The organism is Streptomyces sp. NPDC054794, assembly GCF_053611585.1.
The window spans coordinates 88,721-104,699 of sequence record NZ_JBSHAQ010000017.1 but is presented as its reverse complement, the minus strand read 5'-3'; the positions used below and the strand labels follow the sequence as shown (position 1 = coordinate 104,699).

12 protein-coding genes and 4 pseudogenes are annotated in these 15,979 nt (G+C 67.6%); 7 read left to right on the top strand and 9 right to left on the bottom strand.

The features are described from left to right. Position 1 precedes the first annotated feature (1 nt). From ACWGKT_RS19885 to ACWGKT_RS19870, 4 genes are read right to left on the bottom strand one after another with little or no spacing between them, the layout of a single operon-like run. Positions 2–1,675 (bottom strand): glycoside hydrolase family 13 protein, encoded by a 1,674-nt coding sequence (locus ACWGKT_RS19885; protein ID WP_453274703.1) that lies wholly within the window; start codon positions 1,673–1,675, stop codon positions 2–4. 54 nt (positions 1,676–1,729) lie between these two features. After that, positions 1,730–2,563 (bottom strand): carbohydrate ABC transporter permease, encoded by an 834-nt coding sequence (locus ACWGKT_RS19880; RefSeq protein WP_453274702.1) that lies wholly within the window; start codon positions 2,561–2,563, stop codon positions 1,730–1,732. Then, positions 2,560–3,624 (bottom strand): carbohydrate ABC transporter permease, encoded by a 1,065-nt coding sequence (locus ACWGKT_RS19875; RefSeq protein WP_453274701.1) that lies wholly within the window; start codon positions 3,622–3,624, stop codon positions 2,560–2,562. Before ACWGKT_RS19875 ends, ACWGKT_RS19880 begins: the two co-directional genes overlap by 4 nt. An 11-nt stretch (positions 3,625–3,635) precedes the next feature. Further along, on the bottom strand, positions 3,636–4,784 hold the full coding sequence (locus ACWGKT_RS19870) for an ABC transporter substrate-binding protein (RefSeq protein ID WP_453274700.1): 1,149 nt from the start codon (positions 4,782–4,784) through the stop codon (positions 3,636–3,638). Between the two features lie 467 nt (positions 4,785–5,251). Here ACWGKT_RS19870 and ACWGKT_RS19865 point away from each other — a divergent pair, with 467 nt between their 5' ends. From ACWGKT_RS19865 to ACWGKT_RS19855, 3 genes and pseudogenes are all read left to right on the top strand, one after another. Beyond that, on the top strand, positions 5,252–6,319 hold the full coding sequence (locus ACWGKT_RS19865; RefSeq protein WP_453274699.1) for a LacI family DNA-binding transcriptional regulator: 1,068 nt from the start codon (positions 5,252–5,254) through the stop codon (positions 6,317–6,319). Between the two features lie 150 nt (positions 6,320–6,469). Beyond that, positions 6,470–6,580: pseudogene (locus ACWGKT_RS19860) on the top strand (DUF1349 domain-containing protein); the annotation flags it as partial. Between the two features lie 18 nt (positions 6,581–6,598). After that, positions 6,599–6,763 (top strand): annotated as a pseudogene (locus ACWGKT_RS19855) (IS256 family transposase); the annotation flags it as partial. Positions 6,764–7,406: 643 nt separating this feature from the next. Here the strand turns inward: ACWGKT_RS19855 and ACWGKT_RS19850 are convergent. Then, positions 7,407–8,459 carry a class I fructose-bisphosphate aldolase gene (locus ACWGKT_RS19850; protein ID WP_453274698.1) on the bottom strand — a complete coding sequence of 351 codons (1,053 nt, stop codon included), beginning with the start codon at positions 8,457–8,459 and terminating at the stop codon, positions 7,407–7,409. A gap of 723 nt (positions 8,460–9,182) precedes the next feature. On the opposite strand from ACWGKT_RS19850, the gene ACWGKT_RS19845 reads away from it, so the two are divergent. Further along, positions 9,183–10,043, top strand: coding sequence for a universal stress protein (locus ACWGKT_RS19845; protein WP_453274697.1), 861 nt, complete (start codon positions 9,183–9,185; stop codon positions 10,041–10,043). 17 nt (positions 10,044–10,060) lie between these two features. On the opposite strand, the gene ACWGKT_RS19840 is transcribed toward ACWGKT_RS19845, so the two are convergent. Then, positions 10,061–11,089, bottom strand: a complete 1,029-nt coding sequence (locus ACWGKT_RS19840; protein WP_453274696.1) for a 6-phosphofructokinase — start codon at positions 11,087–11,089, stop codon at positions 10,061–10,063. Positions 11,090–11,362: 273 nt separating this feature from the next. After that, positions 11,363–12,421: an RNA 3'-terminal phosphate cyclase gene (rtcA, locus tag ACWGKT_RS19835; protein WP_453274695.1), complete on the bottom strand. Its 1,059-nt coding sequence runs from the start codon at positions 12,419–12,421 to the stop codon at positions 11,363–11,365. 315 nt (positions 12,422–12,736) lie between these two features. Between rtcA and ACWGKT_RS19830 the strand changes: the two genes are divergently transcribed. From ACWGKT_RS19830 to ACWGKT_RS19820, 3 genes and pseudogenes are all read left to right on the top strand, one after another. Then, positions 12,737–13,222, top strand: coding sequence for an archease (locus tag ACWGKT_RS19830; RefSeq protein ID WP_453274694.1), 486 nt, complete (start codon positions 12,737–12,739; stop codon positions 13,220–13,222). Between the two features lie 61 nt (positions 13,223–13,283). Then, entirely contained in the window at positions 13,284–13,685 is a 402-nt protein-coding gene (locus tag ACWGKT_RS19825) for an RtcB family protein (RefSeq protein ID WP_453274693.1), read from the top strand. Further along, positions 13,610–13,774 (top strand): annotated as a pseudogene (locus tag ACWGKT_RS19820) (RtcB family protein); the annotation flags it as partial. The gene ACWGKT_RS19825 and the pseudogene ACWGKT_RS19820, both read left to right, overlap by 76 nt. A 39-nt stretch (positions 13,775–13,813) precedes the next feature. Here the strand turns inward: ACWGKT_RS19820 and ACWGKT_RS19815 are convergent. Together ACWGKT_RS19815 and ACWGKT_RS19810 are read right to left on the bottom strand one after the other, a co-directional pair. After that, a pseudogene (locus tag ACWGKT_RS19815) lies at positions 13,814–13,996 on the bottom strand (IS481 family transposase); the annotation flags it as partial. 117 nt (positions 13,997–14,113) lie between these two features. Next, positions 14,114–15,460, bottom strand: coding sequence for a DUF1254 domain-containing protein (locus ACWGKT_RS19810; RefSeq protein ID WP_453274692.1), 1,347 nt, complete (start codon positions 15,458–15,460; stop codon positions 14,114–14,116). Positions 15,461–15,979: the final 519 nt, after the last annotated feature.

The following is a 15,979-nucleotide window of genomic DNA, read 5'->3' as shown; positions in this document are numbered from 1 at the left end:
GCTACACGCCGAGCCAGACTGCCTCGTCCGGGGCGAGCAGGCCGCCCTCCACGGTGCCGCTGGCGAGCAGGACCGTGGTGTGGTCGGGGAGCCGGTAGGGCGTGGATGCCAGGTTGACCGCGGCGACGAAACCCGGTTCGCGTCGGAAGGTGAGGACTCCAGTGGGGGCATCCAGCCACGTCAAGCTGCCGTCGCCGAGAGCGGGGTGTGCGCGGCGCAGGCGCAGGGCTGTGCGGTACAGCTCCAGCATGGACGTCTCGTCCCCGGTCTGTGCCGCCACGCTCCGCTCCCCCCAGCCCGCCGGCTGCGGCAGCCACGGGGCGGCCGAAGCGTCCTCGGGGCTGAAGCCGAACGGGGCGCTATGGCCGGTCCAAGGGATCGGTACCCGACAGCCGTCGCGCCCGCGGTCGGAGCGTCCGGACCGTTCCCAGATGGGGTCCTGCAGCACCGCCTCGGGCAGGTCCTCGACCTCGGGCAGGCCGAGCTCCTCGCCCTGATAGATGTACGCGCCGCCGGGCAGGGCGAGCATCAACAGGGCGGCGGCGCGGGCGCGCAGGGTGCCCAGTTCCAGGTCCAGGGGGCCTTCCGGCCGGTAGGGCTCGTTGGCCATCCACCGCTTGACCGTTTTGCGGCCGTAGCGGCTGGGGTGGCGCATCACGTCGTGGTTGGAGAGCACCCAGGTGGCCGGTGCGCCCACCGCGCCGAGCATGGCAAGGGAGTCGTCGATGACGGCACGCAGGTCCTTCGCGTTCCAACTCGACATCAGGAAGTCGAAGTTGAAGGCGGTGTGCAGGCCGTCATGGCGGACGTAGGTGGCGAGCCGCTCGGGGGTGTCGGCCCAGGCCTCGGCGACGAAGGACCGGTCGCCGGGGAACTCGTCGGCCACCTTGCGCCAGGCGCGGTAAATGTCGTGCACCTCGTCGCGGTCCCAGTGGGGGTGATCGACGTGCTGCCGGGGCTGCTCCTGAGCGGGGTCGCGGGAGACGAGCGGACCCAGCCGGGCCGGCTCCTGGCGGGGCGGCAGGTCGGGCAGTTCGGGATCCTTGGCGAGTCCGTGGGCGACGTCGATACGGAAGCCGTCCACGCCCCGACTGAACCAGAACCGCAGTACCGACTCGAACTCGGACCGCACCTCGGGGTGTTCCCAGTTGAGGTCCGGCTGCTCGGGGGCGAACAGGTGCAGGTACCAGTCCCCGTCGGGCAGTCGGGTCCAGGCCGGGCCACCGAAGCACGAAACCCAGTCGTTGGGTGGTTCGGCGCCGTCGGGCCCGCGGCCTGGCCGGAATACGTAGCGCTCTCGCTCGGGACTGCCCGGTCCGGCGGCCAGAGCCGCCTGGAACCAGGAGTGCCGGTCTGAGGTGTGGTTGGGCACGATGTCGGGGATGACGCGGATTCCGTGCCGGTGCGCCTCCTCGATGAGTTGCTCGGCCTCGGCCAGCGAGCCGAACAGCGGGTCGATCTCGCGGTAGTCGGCCACGTCGTAACCGTGGTCCGCCATAGGCGACTTGTACCACGGGTTGATCCAGATGGCGTCGACGCCGAGCGACTTGAGATAGGGCAGGCGGGAGCGGATGCCGGCGATGTCACCGACGCCATCACCGTTTCCGTCGGCGAAACTGCGGATGTAGACCTGGTAGATGACGGCGCTGCGCCACCACGGTGCGGTACCGGACATACTGCTGCGTTACTCCCTTGGAAGATGGGGGAAGGACGGCGTGCCGCCCGATGTCTACTTCGCTGCGCCGGCGGTGAGTCCGGCGACGATGCGGCGCTGGAAGAGCAGCACCATGACCACCAGAGGGACGGTGACCAGGACTCCTGCTGCCATCTGGCTGCCGAACGGGGTCTCGAACTGGGTGGCGCCGGAGAACTTGGAGATGGCGACCGGTGCCGTCTGCATGACCGGCTTGTTCGTCATCGACAAGGCGATGAGGAACTCGTTCCAGGCGGCGATGAAGGTGATGATCGCCGTGGTGAAGATGCCCGGTGCGGCAAGCGGAATGATGATCTTGCGGAAGGCCTGGCCCCGGGTGCAGCCGTCGATCATTGCGGCGTGCTCCAGCTCGTCCGGCATCTGCCGGAAGAACGTGGTCAGGTTCCACACCGCCAGCGGGAGCGCGAACGACATGCTCGGCACGATCATGGCCTGATAGGTGTTGATCCAGCCGATGTCCGTGAACAGCTTCAGCAGGGGGACCACGATCGACACCACCGGGAACATCGAGGTGGCGATGATCAGCGTGAGGATCAGACGCTTGAAACGGAACTCCAGCCGAGCCATCGCATAGGCGGTGAAAGTGGCCAGCAGCAACGCCAGTACGGTGGTGATGCCGGCGACGATCAGGCTGTTGAGCAGCGCGCGTGTGAACCCCTGGGACGGGTTGAACACCGCCCGATAGTTCTCGAGCGACAGCCGGGAGGGAAGCAGCGAGGTGTCGAAGATGTCCGAGGTGCGCCGCAGGCTGGAGACCAGCATCCAGTAGAACGGGGCCAGGCAGTAGGCCACTACCGTGGCAACGCCCCCGTACAACAGCCGACTTCTCCATTTCGTGGTGATGGTCATACCGTCACCTCCGCACGGCGCGGCGCCGTGATACGCCGGCGCCTGTTGCTGTCTTCCCTGCCGCGTGCGCCGCCGCCGACGAGGTCGGCGCCGAGCAGCCGGACGAAGGCGAGCGCGATGAGAAAGACGTAGAGGAAGAGGAGCACCGCGTAGGCGGAGGCCGGTCCGAAGCGGACGTTGGAGGCCTCGTTCTGCGCGAGCATGGACAGGGTTTCCACCGAGTTCTTCTGCGCGCCGATGAGGATGTACGGCAGGTCGAACATCCGCAGCGCGTCCAGGCACCGGAACAACACCGCCACCAGCAGCGCGGGCTTCACCAGGGGCAGGGTGATGTGCCAGAACTGGCGCAGGGCGCTCGCCCCGTCGATCCGGGCCGCCTCGTAGACCTCCTTGGGAATCACCTGGAGGCCGGCCAGGACCAGCAGGCCGATGAAGGGGGCGGTCTTCCACACTTCGGCGATGATCACCGCGACCTTGGCATGGAAGCCTTCGGTGGTCCACAGGATCTGGTGGCCGATGACGGCGTTGGCGATGCCGTTGCTGTTGAAGATCCAGCGCCACAGCAGGGCGGAGATGGCCGTGGGGACCGCCCAGGGCACGAGGATGCCGGCCCGTACCAGGGCCCGCCCCCGGAACGCCTTGTGCATGATCAGGGCCATGGCCACACCGATCACCGTCTCCAGCCCCACCGTGACGACGCTGAAGAAGGTGGTGTTCCAGAAGGCGTTCCAGAACCGGTCCCCGGCTGCGCCGAAGACCTCGGTGTAGTTCTTCAGCCCGACGAACGGCTCGCTGGTACGGATGAAGCCGGTCTTCGGGTCCAGCCCCTTGGTCCCGTACAGCGACTCCTTCAGCGCCATCACCGTCGGATAGAGCACGACGATCGACAGCACCAGGAGCGTCGGCGACACCAGCAGCGCCGCCATCCGCCCCGAGCCCTCGGTCGCCCTGGTTCGCGTGCGGCGACGTTTCGTCGGCCTGGAGGACTGCCTTGAAGGACTGCCGACCGGGCTGCCGGGCTCGTCCGCCGCAGTGTCGGGCGGGGTCTTGGTGTCGGCCATGGCCCCGCTCCTCACTGCGCCGTGGACTTCTGCAGGTCGTTCTGCAGGTCCTTCAGCGCCTGCGCGCTGCTCTTGCTGCCGGTCAGAGCGGCGTAGGCCTCCTGCTGGATCGCCGATGTCACATCGCCGTACTGCACGACCCGCGGACGCGGCACGGCCCGCAGGATGGACTCCTTCAGGACGGGCAGGTACGGGTACTGCTTGACGAGCGACGGGTCGCCGTACAGGTCCGCGTACGGTGGGGCGAGGGAGGCGTCCTTGAGGAACGTGCTCGCGCTGTCCTCACTGCTGAAGAACTTCATGAAGTCCAGGGCCGTGGCCTTGTTCTTGGCGAAGGACGACAGGGCCAGGTTGTGGCCGCCCAGGCTGGAGGAACCGGGTCCGTTCAGGCCGGGCAGAGGTGCGACGGCGAACTTGCCCGCAACCTTGGCCTTTTGGGCCAGCGAGTACACGTACGGCCAGTTGCGCAGGAATATCAGCTTCCCGGACTGGAACGCCTGCCGGCCGTCCTCCTCCTGGTAGGTGATGGCCTCCTTGGGGATCGTGCCGTCCTTGACGGAGCCGGCGAGGAAGTCCAGGCCCCTTTTCGCCTCTGAGGTGTCGACGTCGGGCTTGCCGTTCGCGTCGGTGACGACACCGCCCGCGGAGTTCACGGCCTCGGCGAAGTTCACCGTGAGGCCCTCGTACTTCTGGAACTGGCCGGCGTAGCAGGACATGTCCTTGGCCTCGGGCAGCTTCTTCACCTTGGCGCAGTCGGCCGTCATCTCCGGCCACGTGGTCGGAGGCTTGGTGACTCCGGCCTTCTTCAGGAGGTCGGTGCGGTAGTAAAGGACTCCGCCGTCCGAACTCGCCGGAGCCGCGTACAGGTTGCCGCGGTACTTCGCCGTCTCCACCACCGGCTTGAGCATGTCCTGCAGCGGGAACTGCCTCTCGGGCAGGCGGTCGATCCACTGGTGAGCGGCGAACTCCGACGTCCACACGACGTCGAGGGAGAGCACCGTGTAGGCGTCGGACTTCGTCTCCGCGTTCTGGATCATCTGCTGGCGCTGCGAGTCCGCGTCCGTCGGCAGCTGGATGAAGGTGACCTTCTCCTTCGGGTGCAGCTTGTTCCAGCGGGCGATGACCTTCGGGACCACGCCGGAGGTGTCCTTGCCGGCCACGTACGTGATGGGGCCACGGCCCTGGAACGACGTGTTCCCGGCCTGCTCCCCGGAGTCACTGCCCCCGGACGAGCCGCAGGCACTGAGGAGAAGTCCGGCGGTGGCAAGCGTTGCCGAACACTGAAGGGCTCTTGTGGTCCTGGTCTTCACTGTCTTTCTCCTGGTCGTGCGAAACCGAAGCAGCGGCTGACAGTGCTGTCACGACGTTGCGGGAATGAAAAGTGCTGCTCAATGAGCCAGCGGACGGCTACCCGGAAACGGGGCCGATCCCGTCGAGACAACGCTTGCACGCTAGGAGCGCACCTGTGCGAAGTCAATGCGTAACTTGCCGGTAGCAAAGGCAGATTTAGATGAACCGCACACTATATTTTGAGGGTAAATACATACAAAGAGGAATGAATCGAGCCTTGAGACAGCGCTGTCACAGGGTAGTGAGCAGACGAGCGGATCTGTGCTAACTTCCGCTCATGTCATCCGCTCAACGGCTCCCCACGATGGCCGACGTCGCCGAACGGGCAGGGGTTTCCCCATCAACTGTCTCGCGCACCCTGCGCGGCCTGCCCACCGTCTCGCCGGAGGTCCGCGCTCGGGTCGAAGAGGCCGCTCGTGAGCTGAACTTCGCGGTCTCGCGACAGGCCGCGAGCCTGGTCACGGGCAAGACCGGGGTCGTAGCTGCACTCGTGCCCACCCTCAACTCATGGTTCATGGGGTCGGCACTGTCCAGCCTGGGCCCGCTGCTGCGCGCGGCCGGCATGGAGCTGTCCGTCTACGTGATACCCGACATGGCCGAGCGCACCGCGTTCTTCGAGCGCCTCCCGGCACGGCGGAACGCCGACGCGCTGGCGGTGTTCGGGTTCGACCTCACCGAAGAGGAGACCTTGCGGCTGGACCACCTCGGCATGCCGGTCATCTACGTCAGCCAGCACGCCGCAGGCCGCCCGAGCGTGTACGTCGACGACGTGGCCGGAGCCTGCAAGGCCACCCGGCACCTGCTCAATCTCGGGCACCGCAGGATCGCCTTCGCACCGACCCTGGGCGCCAGCGGCTTCTGCTTCAGCTCGCGCGAACGACTGCTCGGCTACCAGCAGGCGCTCACCGAGGCGGGCATCCCGCTGGACGACGACCTGGTGGTCACCATGTCGTTCGAGGACAAGCGGGACATCACGGAGGGGGTCGGGAAGCTGCTGAGCCTGAGGGAGCCGCCCACTGCGATCTTCGCCGAGATGGACGAGCTGGCCATCGCCGTCATCTACTTCCTGCGCAAGGCCCAGATCCAGGTGCCCGAGCGGATCTCCGTCATAGGTTTCGACGACCATCAGATAGCCCAGTGGACAGACCTGTCCACGGTCGCCCAGTCACCCTCGGACATGGGCCGCCTGGCCGGCGAACTGGCCCTGAAGCTCATCCATGAATCCGACGCGGACCACAAGCAACACCTCGTCCTCCCCACACACTTGATTCCCCGGGCCACCACAGCCCCGCCCCCCACCCCTCGGAACGGGCGCGAGGGTGCTTCCGACGGTCGGCATGTCTGAGAGCGAGTCACAGGCCAAGGAGGACACTTGGATCAGCACGGCACGGTTCTTTGGCGCGAGAGCACCTGGCTGAACGACCCCCAGCGCACAGTGACCGACGGACACGCCCTGATCCACGCCTTCCCGTAGGACGGCGCAACCGAAGTCGCCTTCCTCGCGGACTTCGAGACGCTCTACGCCCAGGCGGGCCTGATGGTGCGCGTCGACGCCGAGACGTGGATCAAGGCGGGTGTCGAGGCGTCCGACGGCGTGCCCCAGCTGGGTGCGGTCGGCCACCCGAGGTGTGCCCTGATCCGCCTGGTCTGCGCGGTGCCGGCCGAGCAGAACGACGTGTGGACCGAGGCCCGCCGCTACATGGGCCGCGATCTCCTGGCCAAGGTCCGCCTCCATCCGATCGAGTCAGAAACCGACGAGACCGGCCTGCCCACCAAACTCACTGCATAGCCTCAAAACGAGATCACCGAGTGGCCGTCGTTACACCACTCCGGCGGACATGACCGAAGGGCACTGCACTGCTCTGAGCCGTCAACACGCCGAGAGCGAGTGAGGCTGTCCGGTGCATACGCGGCGTCTACGAAGGCACTGAGCAGATGCCGCCGCGAATCCGCCCGACCGTAACCCCGCCGACGCGGGTTGATGTGGCAGCCGCTCTCCGCACAACATTCGTCCGGGTGTTCGGTGTAGCTCGCGGGCGTTCTGCCCTACGACGGAATGGTTCGCCGACACGGCGGTGGACGTTGCCCGACGAGGGTGAACGCAATCAGGACTGCAACCACCGGAGCATCCGTTTGCCCTGGTCAGGCCGTCAGCCGTAGTGCTCGTCAGGGGCCATCTCGTTCAGTGTTACCGCCTGTTCCCCGAGGGCCTGTACAACCTGTCGCCTCTCCGCCGCAGGCAGCAGCGGCTCGGCCGTGAGCGTGGGCAATTGCCTGGGCCGAACGGCCCGCCGGATGCCCCGTCCGCATCGGTGGGGCGACGCCGGGCTGAGGCACACCGAGACGCCCGTGACCGACATCGGCGGGTCGCGCCCGGCGCACAGGACATTGCGTCCTGGGCACCGGCGCCGGGCGTCCGGCCACGCCCCCCGTCAGGCGACGGTCACACTCTCGTCGAGGTAGACGTCCTGGACGGCGTGCAGGAGCTCGATGCCCTCGGCGGTGGGGCGCTGGAAGGCTTTGCGGCCGGTGATGAGGCCGGTGCCGCCGGCCCGCTTGTTGATCACCGCGGTGCGTACCGCCTGGGCCAGGTCCCCCTGGCCGGCCGAGGCGCCGCCGCTGTTGATCAGGCCGACGCGGCCCATGTAGCAGTTGGCGACCTGCCAGCGCGTGAGGTCAATCGGGTGGTCGGTGGTGAGCCTGTCGTACAGCAGCGGGTGGGTCTTGCCGAAGCCCAGCGCGCGGTAGCCACCGTTGTTCTCCGCCTGTTTCTGTTTGACGATGTCGGCCTCGATCGTCACGCCGAGATGATTGGCCTGGCCGGTGAGGTCGGCGGACACCGCGTAGTCCACCCCGTTCTTCTTGAACGCCGAGTTGCGCAGATAGCACCACAGCACCGTGACCATGCCCAGTTCATGGGCTCGGGCGAAGACCTCGCTGGCCTCCCGCAGCTGGCGGTCCGACTGTTCCGAGCCGAAGTAGACCGTGGCGCCGACGCCTACCGCGCCGAGGCCGAAGCACTGCTCGACATCGCCGAACAGGATCTGGTCGTAGTGGTTCGGGTAGGTCAGCAGCTCGTTGTGGTTGAGCTTGACGATGAAGGGGATTCGGTGCGCGTAGCGCCGCGACACGGCGCCGAGTACACCGAGTGTGCTGGCCACCGCGTTGCAGCCGCCGTCGATGGCGAGTTCGACGATGTTCGCGGGGTCGAGGTAGCGGGGGTTCGGGGCGAACGCCGACGCCGCGGAGTGCTCGATTCCCTGGTCGACCGGCAGGATCGAGACGTATCCGGTGCCGGCCAGCCGGCCGTGGTCGAAGAGTGACTGCAGGTTGCGCAGCACCCGGGGCGAGCGGTCGGTGCCGGCCACGACACGGTCGACGAAGTCGGGGCCAGGTAGTACTAGGTCCTCCCCCGGGATCCCCTGGGCGGAGTGCGTCAGCAGGTCCTTGGCCTCGTCGCCCAGCAGCTCTTGGATGTCGGTCATGGTCTCCGCCTCTCCTGTCCTGTGGAATGCCGCTGGAGGCGGCCGCACACATGCGGGCAGCAGGACGTGCCACAGTCCGTGCGGCCGCGTCGCGGGCTCCCTGTCCATCATCCGCGTGGGGCTGCCACCCTGCAGACCGGTCGGGTCCTTCGTCGAGGCCGAACGGCCCACGTGCGGCGAACGTCTCGTCTGGGGCTTGCCGAGTGCGCCGGGCGCCGCGTCGGCGACCGCGCCTGCCAAGACGGCGGGGATGACGCAGCCCGCCAGAGCGAGGACGTCCACGCCATGCTCGAAGCGCAGCGAGTGAAGGAGCGCAGTGAAGTAGTAGTCGGCGAGCAGCGCCGCCGCGAGGGCTGCGGCCAGCGCCGAACCAGCCCGCCCACGAGGGCGGTACCCATACCCACAGCAGCGAGCAAGTCGACCGCCGGCACCCCGGACGGGCCGAGCCGGGGACCGGTGGGGTCAGGAAAGTCAGAACGGGCAGCAGCGCGGCCCCACCGTCGCCAACCAGAACCGGCGAGGCGCGGGGGAAAAATCCGGCAGGGCCGTTTGGCAACGTGTACCGGATCGAAGGCAGCGTCCGGTACGCCGTCGTTGGACCGCAGTGCGTGCCCCTCAACCCTGCGTCTTCGCTGTGAGTCGACGCCGCTCACCGTCTCGGGGGGTATTACCGCGGTTCCACATTCACAATGGTCACGAGGCAGCGCCGGGAAGGAGTACATGATGACCCGCTCTGTCGTAGTCGGGATCGACGGATCCCGAGAAAGTCTCGTCGCGGCCGAGTGGGCCGCCAGGGAGGCGGCTCTTCGAGGCCTTCAGCTGCGTCTCGTGCACGCCGCGCCTGCCCCCGCCCGTGACTCCACCGATGGGCCCGTTGCCTTGACATGGCAGCAGACCGGCGAGGAACTGCTCCAGCACGCGAAGATCGACCTTGCCAGTCGGTATCCCCGCGTGGCGATGAGCGGCGTACAGATTGCCGATGCGGCCGCGGCCGCGTTGCTCTCGGTCTCCGAGACGGCCGAACTCCTTGTCGTCGGGGCTCGGGGGGAAGGCGGGTTCGACGGCCTCGCCGTGGGCTCGACGGCGCTCGCGACGGCGAGCACCGCCTCCTGCGCCGTCACGATCGTGCCCGGGAACCCGGCCGCGGCAGCACACAATGCCGAGGTGTGCGTGGGCACCGACGTGCGGCACGCGGTCGGGCCGCCTCTGGACTTCGCGTTCGGCGCCGCTCAGCTCCGCGGCGCTCGGTTGCGTGCTCTGTACGCGTGGTCCCTCTCCGGCATCGCTCCGTGGAGTGCGCACGGAGTGCCGGAAGAAGACCGGGCGGCGTGGGAGGACGAGGAAGTCCAACGCCTGTCCGACGTGCTGCAAGGCTGGCAGGACAAGTATGCGGGAGTCCCGGTGCTGCCCGATGTCGTTCTCCTCCATCCGGCCTACGCCCTGGTGCACGCCTCCCAACGGGCCGATCTGCTCGTCCTGGGCCGGCGCTCGAGCCCGCGGGCGGCTGAGCGGCGGCTGGGCCCCGTGGCCCACGCCGTCCTGCATCACTCTCGCTGCCCAGTGGCCGTCGTTCCGCATGTGTGACGCACCACGTGGCAGCGTCAGGTGCCGAAGAAGACGTCGAACTCCGAGTACAGCTCTTGGGGAACGCGCTTGGTCGCCTTCGTCGCGTCAGCGAGCGGGATACGTGTGATGCACGTGCCGCGCAGAGCCATCATCGTGCCGAAGTCGCCGTCCTTGACCGCGTCCACGGCGTGCAGACCGAAGCGCGTGGCGAGCCACCGGTCATACGCGCTCGGCGTGCCACCACGCTGCACGTGACCAAGAACCGTCGTGCGGGCCTCCTTCTCGGTGCGGTGCTCGACCTGCCGGGCCAGCCAGTCACCGATCCCGGACAGACGCACGTGCCCGAACTCATCGCGCGACTCGTCCTTGACCACCATCTGCCCCGCCTTGGGAACAGCTCCCTCCGCCACGACGACAATGGGCGCGTAGTTGATCTCAAAGCGCTTCTCAACCCAGGCGCACACCTGATCGAGATCGAACTCCACTTCCGGGATGAGGATGGCGTTCGCGCCCCCGGCGACGCCTGCATGCAGAGCGATCCACCCGGAGTGGCGTCCCATCACTTCGACAACAAGTGTGCGCTTATGGGACTCCGCGGTGGTGTGCAGGCGGTCGATGGCCTCCGTCGCGATGCTGACGGCAGTATCGAAGCCGAAGGTGTAATCAGTGCCGCTCACGTCGTTGTCGATGGTCTTGGGCACGCCGACCAGGTTGACCCCGGCATCGGACAGTGCGGTTGCGACGCTGAGCGTGTCCTCGCCGCCGATGACCACGAGAGCATCGATCCTGTGCGCGCCGAGAGTGTTCTTGATGCGGTCGATGCCCTCTTCAAGCCGCAGAGGGTTGGTGCGAGAGGAGCCGAGAATCGTGCCACCAAGTGGAAGGATGCCGCGCACGGCCTGGACGTCCAAGGGCATGGTCACGTCCTTGACCGCACCACCCCACCCGTCGACAACCCCGACGAACTTCCAGGCGTACTCCTGTACGCCTTTGCGTACCACACTGCGGATCACCGCATTGAGACCGGGGCAGTCGCCGCCCCCGGTCAGCACTCCCACCCGCATGATTGCTCTCCCTTACCTTCACGCATCGTGATGAAATATGTCACAGACGGTGACGTGTCACGGTTTCCGACCACGGGTGCCGCCGACCCGGGCGTGAGTGGAACCAGTGCCCGTATGGAGATCTGTCTCCAGCTTGAACCCACCCGGGACGGAGCGCACGGTGCGACTCGTCTCGTCGGCTCCCAGGGATGCGGAGCCTTGTCGGCAGCCTGAAGGTCGGCCAGGGTGCCTGGACAGATCAGTTGCACACCGCCCCACCTGGTGGCACCTGAATCAGGACCGCTCGCCAGCAGTTCCGCCGCCCTCGACGACGAGAAGACGTCCGTCCAGGGTGGCCTGTGCCACGCCGAATAGGTTTGTCAGCCAGACTCCGGTACGAACGTGGTCGGTCACTTCGGCCAGCCGCACACGGCTGCGGCCTGGAGCCAGCGCGGTGAACATGATGACCTGGTCGGAGGCGAAACGGTCGAGTGCGGCACCAGTACGTAGGTCGTCCAGCAGGCGCTCCGCGGTGGCCTGCCCGATCGTCTCGGCCGGACGTCCGCGGGCTCCGGCGCCGTCCGCCCCCAGCCGCCACCCGCCAGTCAGGTCCGCAAACAGCGCGAGACCGGCACCCGGCTGGAGGGCGCTGGTGTCGTCACGCTCATCGATGCGGGCTTCGTATCCGGCCCGGGCGAAGACCTTTCGGGCGCTGTCGGCCATACGTCGGCTCACCCGACGTTCCTGCAGATGGGAGGCGAGTGCGATGCCCCACACCGCGCGCACCGGCCCGGGCCGCTCCGCCTCCAGAGGTGCGAGAGGGCCTTCGCGCCAAACCTCGAGTTGCAGCACACCGCCGCCGCTGGGCACGTAACCGGGCCTGACCAGCGTGACAGTGACCGCAATTCCCATGCGGTCGAGCAGCGGAGCGAGTACGTGCTGCAGATGGAAGACGGAGGGGGCCCGGTCCTGGAACAGTCCACCGATGAGCTGGACACGGACTGGCTGCTCGTGAGAGGTGGCGAGGACGGGCAGCAGGGCAAGGGACAGCGCCGTGGCCGACCCCGATGTCCCCACGTCGAACGTGTACTGGCCTCGTGGCTGGCACCGACCGGGGCAGAAGGTCAAGTCCTGCGAGCCCAGCGATGCCCCCTCGACGGTCCCGCCGACCAGCGCGCGTACGGCCTCGACCGCGCGAAGGTGCTGAGGCCGCAGCCCCGGACGTGGTCGGCGGGCCCGAACATGCCGCAGACGAACCGCGGTCCCCGTCACCGCTGCGTATGCCACGGCTCCCCGAACGATCATGCCGGATCCGGAGTAGGCAGCTCCGTCGATCTCCAGAGGAGATTTCATCAGGGCGTACTCCACTCCTTTCACATGCCATACAGCGGCGGACGACGAAGGGCCGCCTGGTCCGCCGCTAGGTCCAGGGCCATCTGGCAGGTGTGACATCCAGCCCAGCGCCAATCGCGCCCGCGCACGGACGTACTCATGCGTCTGTTCCCTTCTCAACTCGGCGCCTGCGTGCGGGCCACCGTCCATGGATCAGTCATCCCTGAGACGACCCTGCGGCGAAGGACGTGCATCGCTCGACAGCGGCCGGCCACCTCACAGCATCCAGATGGCCCCTCGGCTGGGCAGCATCCGCGCATCCACCTGGCCACCAGCATGGCAACGAGGACGCCGGCGAATGCGGCCGACACACCAACCATCCTCTGGTCGTCGCGCGGTCGTCGCAGCCTTCCGCACACTGGTGATCTGCGGGTCGAAGCGTGGGCGCCGACACGCGAGGAGTGCATCGCGGAAGCGGTGCGGGGAGTGGTCGAAAGCTTTGCCGACCTGCCTGCAGGCGCCTGCGGCGTTGACCGAGAGTGCATGGTGTCCGCCAAGGACGACGGCCGGCTCCTGGTCGCCGTGCTCGAGGAAGTCATCTACCGCATGGACGCTGTGGGCGAGCTGCCCACGGACGTCGCGGTGACGCCGGAGCCGGGCGGGGTGCGCGTGCGATTCACGATGGCCGATGGCCGATGGCCGATGGCCGATGGCTCGACGGCAACGCCGACCGGTGCCGTACCCAAGGCCGTCGCGCTGCACGGACTGGACCTGGCCCAGGGCTCGCACGGGTGGGTCTGCCGGGTGACGCCGGATGTGTGACGCACCTTCCAGGTTCCAGGCATCCGGCGCTGGGATGCCTCGTCGAGAAGGCGGCACCGAGATGGACATCAATCTGGTGGCGGACGGACCCTGGCGGTTCCGCATCGAACAGGCCGGCGCCATGCGCGTGCCCGGAGTCGTCCTCGCCCCACGCGAGCTGCTCCCGAACGAGGCCGGCGATCAGGCGCTTCAGCAGGTGGCCAATGTGGCCACCCTTCCGGGCATCGTGCGCGCCTCGTATGCCATGCCCGACATCCACTGGGGCTATGGCTTCCCGATCGGCGGCGTGGCCGCGACCGACGTCGACCACGGCGGAGTCATCTCGCCCAGAGGGGGGCCTCGACATTTCGTGCGGGGTGCGCCTGCTCACCGCGCAGGTGGACCGCGCTGCCGGACGCCCTGCGCCCGTTCGGCCAGCCGGTATTCGTGCCCGGCACGATGGGAACCGCCTCGTACGTCGTGACCGGCATCACCGGCAACCAGACCTTCGACTCCTGCTGCCACGGCGCGGGCCGTGTCTGGAGCCGCCTTCGCGCCCACCGCGAAATGCCCACCCGGCAACTGCGCCAGGAGATGGCCGGTGCGGGAGTAGCGGTGCGCCCCGTCTCCAGAGGCGGCCATGCCGGTTCGCACCGTCAGCCGGAGCGGCCCGATCCGGTGCTGTTGCCGCAGGCGCACCACCTGCTGCTCGAAAGAGGCCGGGGTCTTGCGTGGTGAGTGGTGGGGGTGGCTGGAGCGGTTGTACATGCTGGCCCATCCGAGCAGGCGGTAGCGGTCAGTTCACCGCCACATGAGGGCCTCCTGCGGTCGGCGGTAGACGTCGCAGTCCCCACCGAATCCAGTAGGCCCTCACCCACGGAAGACCACAGTGCTGTCACCATCCGCGTGCCGTCAGCCGACGCGGTTGATCGGCGGGCACTCCCAACGTGCATCGATGACGTCGGGTTGGGGCAGATACATGCGCAAGCCGATGTACCAAATGCCCTGTCCGGGTGTGGGAAGCCAATTGGGCTCACGGGCGGGACCTGGGGACTCCGGCTGTAGGTGGATGGTCAAGCTTCCGTCTTCGTCGGTGAGCAGTCCCGGGGTGCGGTCGCCTATGGAGTAACGGCCGATCGGGTTGGGCACCAAGTTCCTGTCCTCCCCGTAGGTGGTCAGCGACCAGAAGGCATCAACGGGGGGCATGCCCCCTGATTCGAAGCGCAGTTCGTAGCGGCCCGTGGACAGCTTGCTGCCGTCCGCGTCGTGGAAGGCGGCCAAGTAGACTGCTTCCTCGGGATCGTTGACGGCGACGCCGACAAGGGACTGCTCCGCGGCTCGCCTCAGGAAGTCGTCCCCGAACCGTCCCATCTGTGGTGGCGGGTAGCGCCAGCCGTTGATGACATGGGCCCATTCGCCACTGAGCAGTTGCTGTTCGAGCATCGGTACACCGGTCGTCGCCGCCCGGATCAGGCTCTGCTTGACGGCTTCGGGCTGGGCCTCGACATCGAGTCCGGGCCCGATACCGATCTCGGCGAACTGCTTGAGCAGCACCTCGTGGTGCCGGGGTGGCGGATTCTCGGCCAGCATCGCGTTCAGGGTCTTCCACGGCCCGAGAGGATCTTCTGCCGCGTCGATCGGTTCCAGTACGTCGCGGCGTTGCGGGACGTGCGCTCCCTCCTTGCCGAAAAGGTGGAGCGGCGTCAACCGGTACCGGCGCTGAAGTGCATGAACGTGCGCAAGGTCGTGCTCGCCTTCGACGAGGGTCCGGCCAATGATCACGATCCAGGGACTGGGGGCGGTCGCTGTGCGGTGCACCCCGTCGGGGAGGTCCCCTGTCCATCCTGGTCCGACGAGCGCGAAATCACCGGCGTGCGAGCCGGTGGCGCGCTGTCCCACGTAGTCGTAGTTGTCGGAGGTGACGCCGACCAGCTCGAAGGTGAAGTAGCGGTCGCCCATGTCCGGGTGCGAGAGGATGACGGGTTCCTCGCTCAGGTCGACCCAGGCGAACGAGTACACGGTGTCGTTGTTGGGGGAAAGGCCCTCCCGGTCGGAGGCGTCGAAGAGCTTGCGGGCGTGCCAGAAGTGGTTGACGGCGGCGTACGGTGTCGCATCGGTGTCGGGCTTCTGGTTCACCCACCGGTGGCGGAGCCGGGCGTTGTAGATGTACGGGAACCCATAGACAAAGGCCTGTTCCCCTAGTGTGTAAGCGTATTCTCGGCGCCAGTCGCTGACGTGGCCGGTCAGCACCGGCTTCACCGACTCCCACATCAGCGTCAGCGCCTGCGATGCCTCGCGGGCGCGTCCGACCGCAGCTCGTGGGTGGCGCACGGCGTCCGCCGTAGCCCTGCCCGTCGCCGTCGCCGCCTGGCCGATGTTCGATGCCACTCCTGTGAGCTGGTCGCGCAGTCGCTGCGCGGGACGGTTGATCGTGGCTCCAGAGGTCATTTCCGCGCTCACCTCCCGTCGTTGGACACCGCGACGTCTCACCGTCGCTGGCCGGACAGCCGACTCCGTGGGCCACACGGTCCAGACCTCCTGCCTGCGGGCCGACGTTCGCATCGTTCGCCGTGCTTCGTCGGGCATCAGACAGGGTGCTTCACGACTCCGGACTTACTACCGAGTAGATCACCACAGCCAGGGCCCGGCAACCGCGGTCGCCCGCACCGCAAGCAGTCCGGGGCATCGTGTGGATCCTGTCTGCGAGCAGAGTCACGAAGCTGATGAACAGGGTCCACTGGCCCGCATAACTCCGCAGGGCTCGCCGGAGGTCCTCGT

Excerpts from the sequence above, each read along its gene's own strand:
- ACWGKT_RS19885 (WP_453274703.1), bottom strand. The coding sequence starts at position 1,675 with ATGTCCGGTACCGCACCGTGGTGGCGCAGCGCCGTCATCTACCAGGTC.
- ACWGKT_RS19880 (WP_453274702.1), bottom strand. The coding sequence starts at position 2,563 with ATGACCATCACCACGAAATGGAGAAGTCGGCTGTTGTACGGGGGCGTT.
- ACWGKT_RS19875 (WP_453274701.1), bottom strand. The coding sequence starts at position 3,624 with ATGGCCGACACCAAGACCCCGCCCGACACTGCGGCGGACGAGCCCGGC.
- ACWGKT_RS19865 (WP_453274699.1), top strand. The coding sequence starts at position 5,252 with ATGTCATCCGCTCAACGGCTCCCCACGATGGCCGACGTCGCCGAACGG.
- ACWGKT_RS19850 (WP_453274698.1), bottom strand. The coding sequence starts at position 8,459 with ATGACCGACATCCAAGAGCTGCTGGGCGACGAGGCCAAGGACCTGCTG.
- ACWGKT_RS19845 (WP_453274697.1), top strand. The coding sequence starts at position 9,183 with ATGACCCGCTCTGTCGTAGTCGGGATCGACGGATCCCGAGAAAGTCTC.
- ACWGKT_RS19840 (WP_453274696.1), bottom strand. The coding sequence starts at position 11,089 with ATGCGGGTGGGAGTGCTGACCGGGGGCGGCGACTGCCCCGGTCTCAAT.
- rtcA (WP_453274695.1), bottom strand. The coding sequence starts at position 12,421 with ATGAAATCTCCTCTGGAGATCGACGGAGCTGCCTACTCCGGATCCGGC.
- ACWGKT_RS19830 (WP_453274694.1), top strand. The coding sequence starts at position 12,737 with ATGGCAACGAGGACGCCGGCGAATGCGGCCGACACACCAACCATCCTC.
- ACWGKT_RS19825 (WP_453274693.1), top strand. The coding sequence starts at position 13,284 with ATGGACATCAATCTGGTGGCGGACGGACCCTGGCGGTTCCGCATCGAA.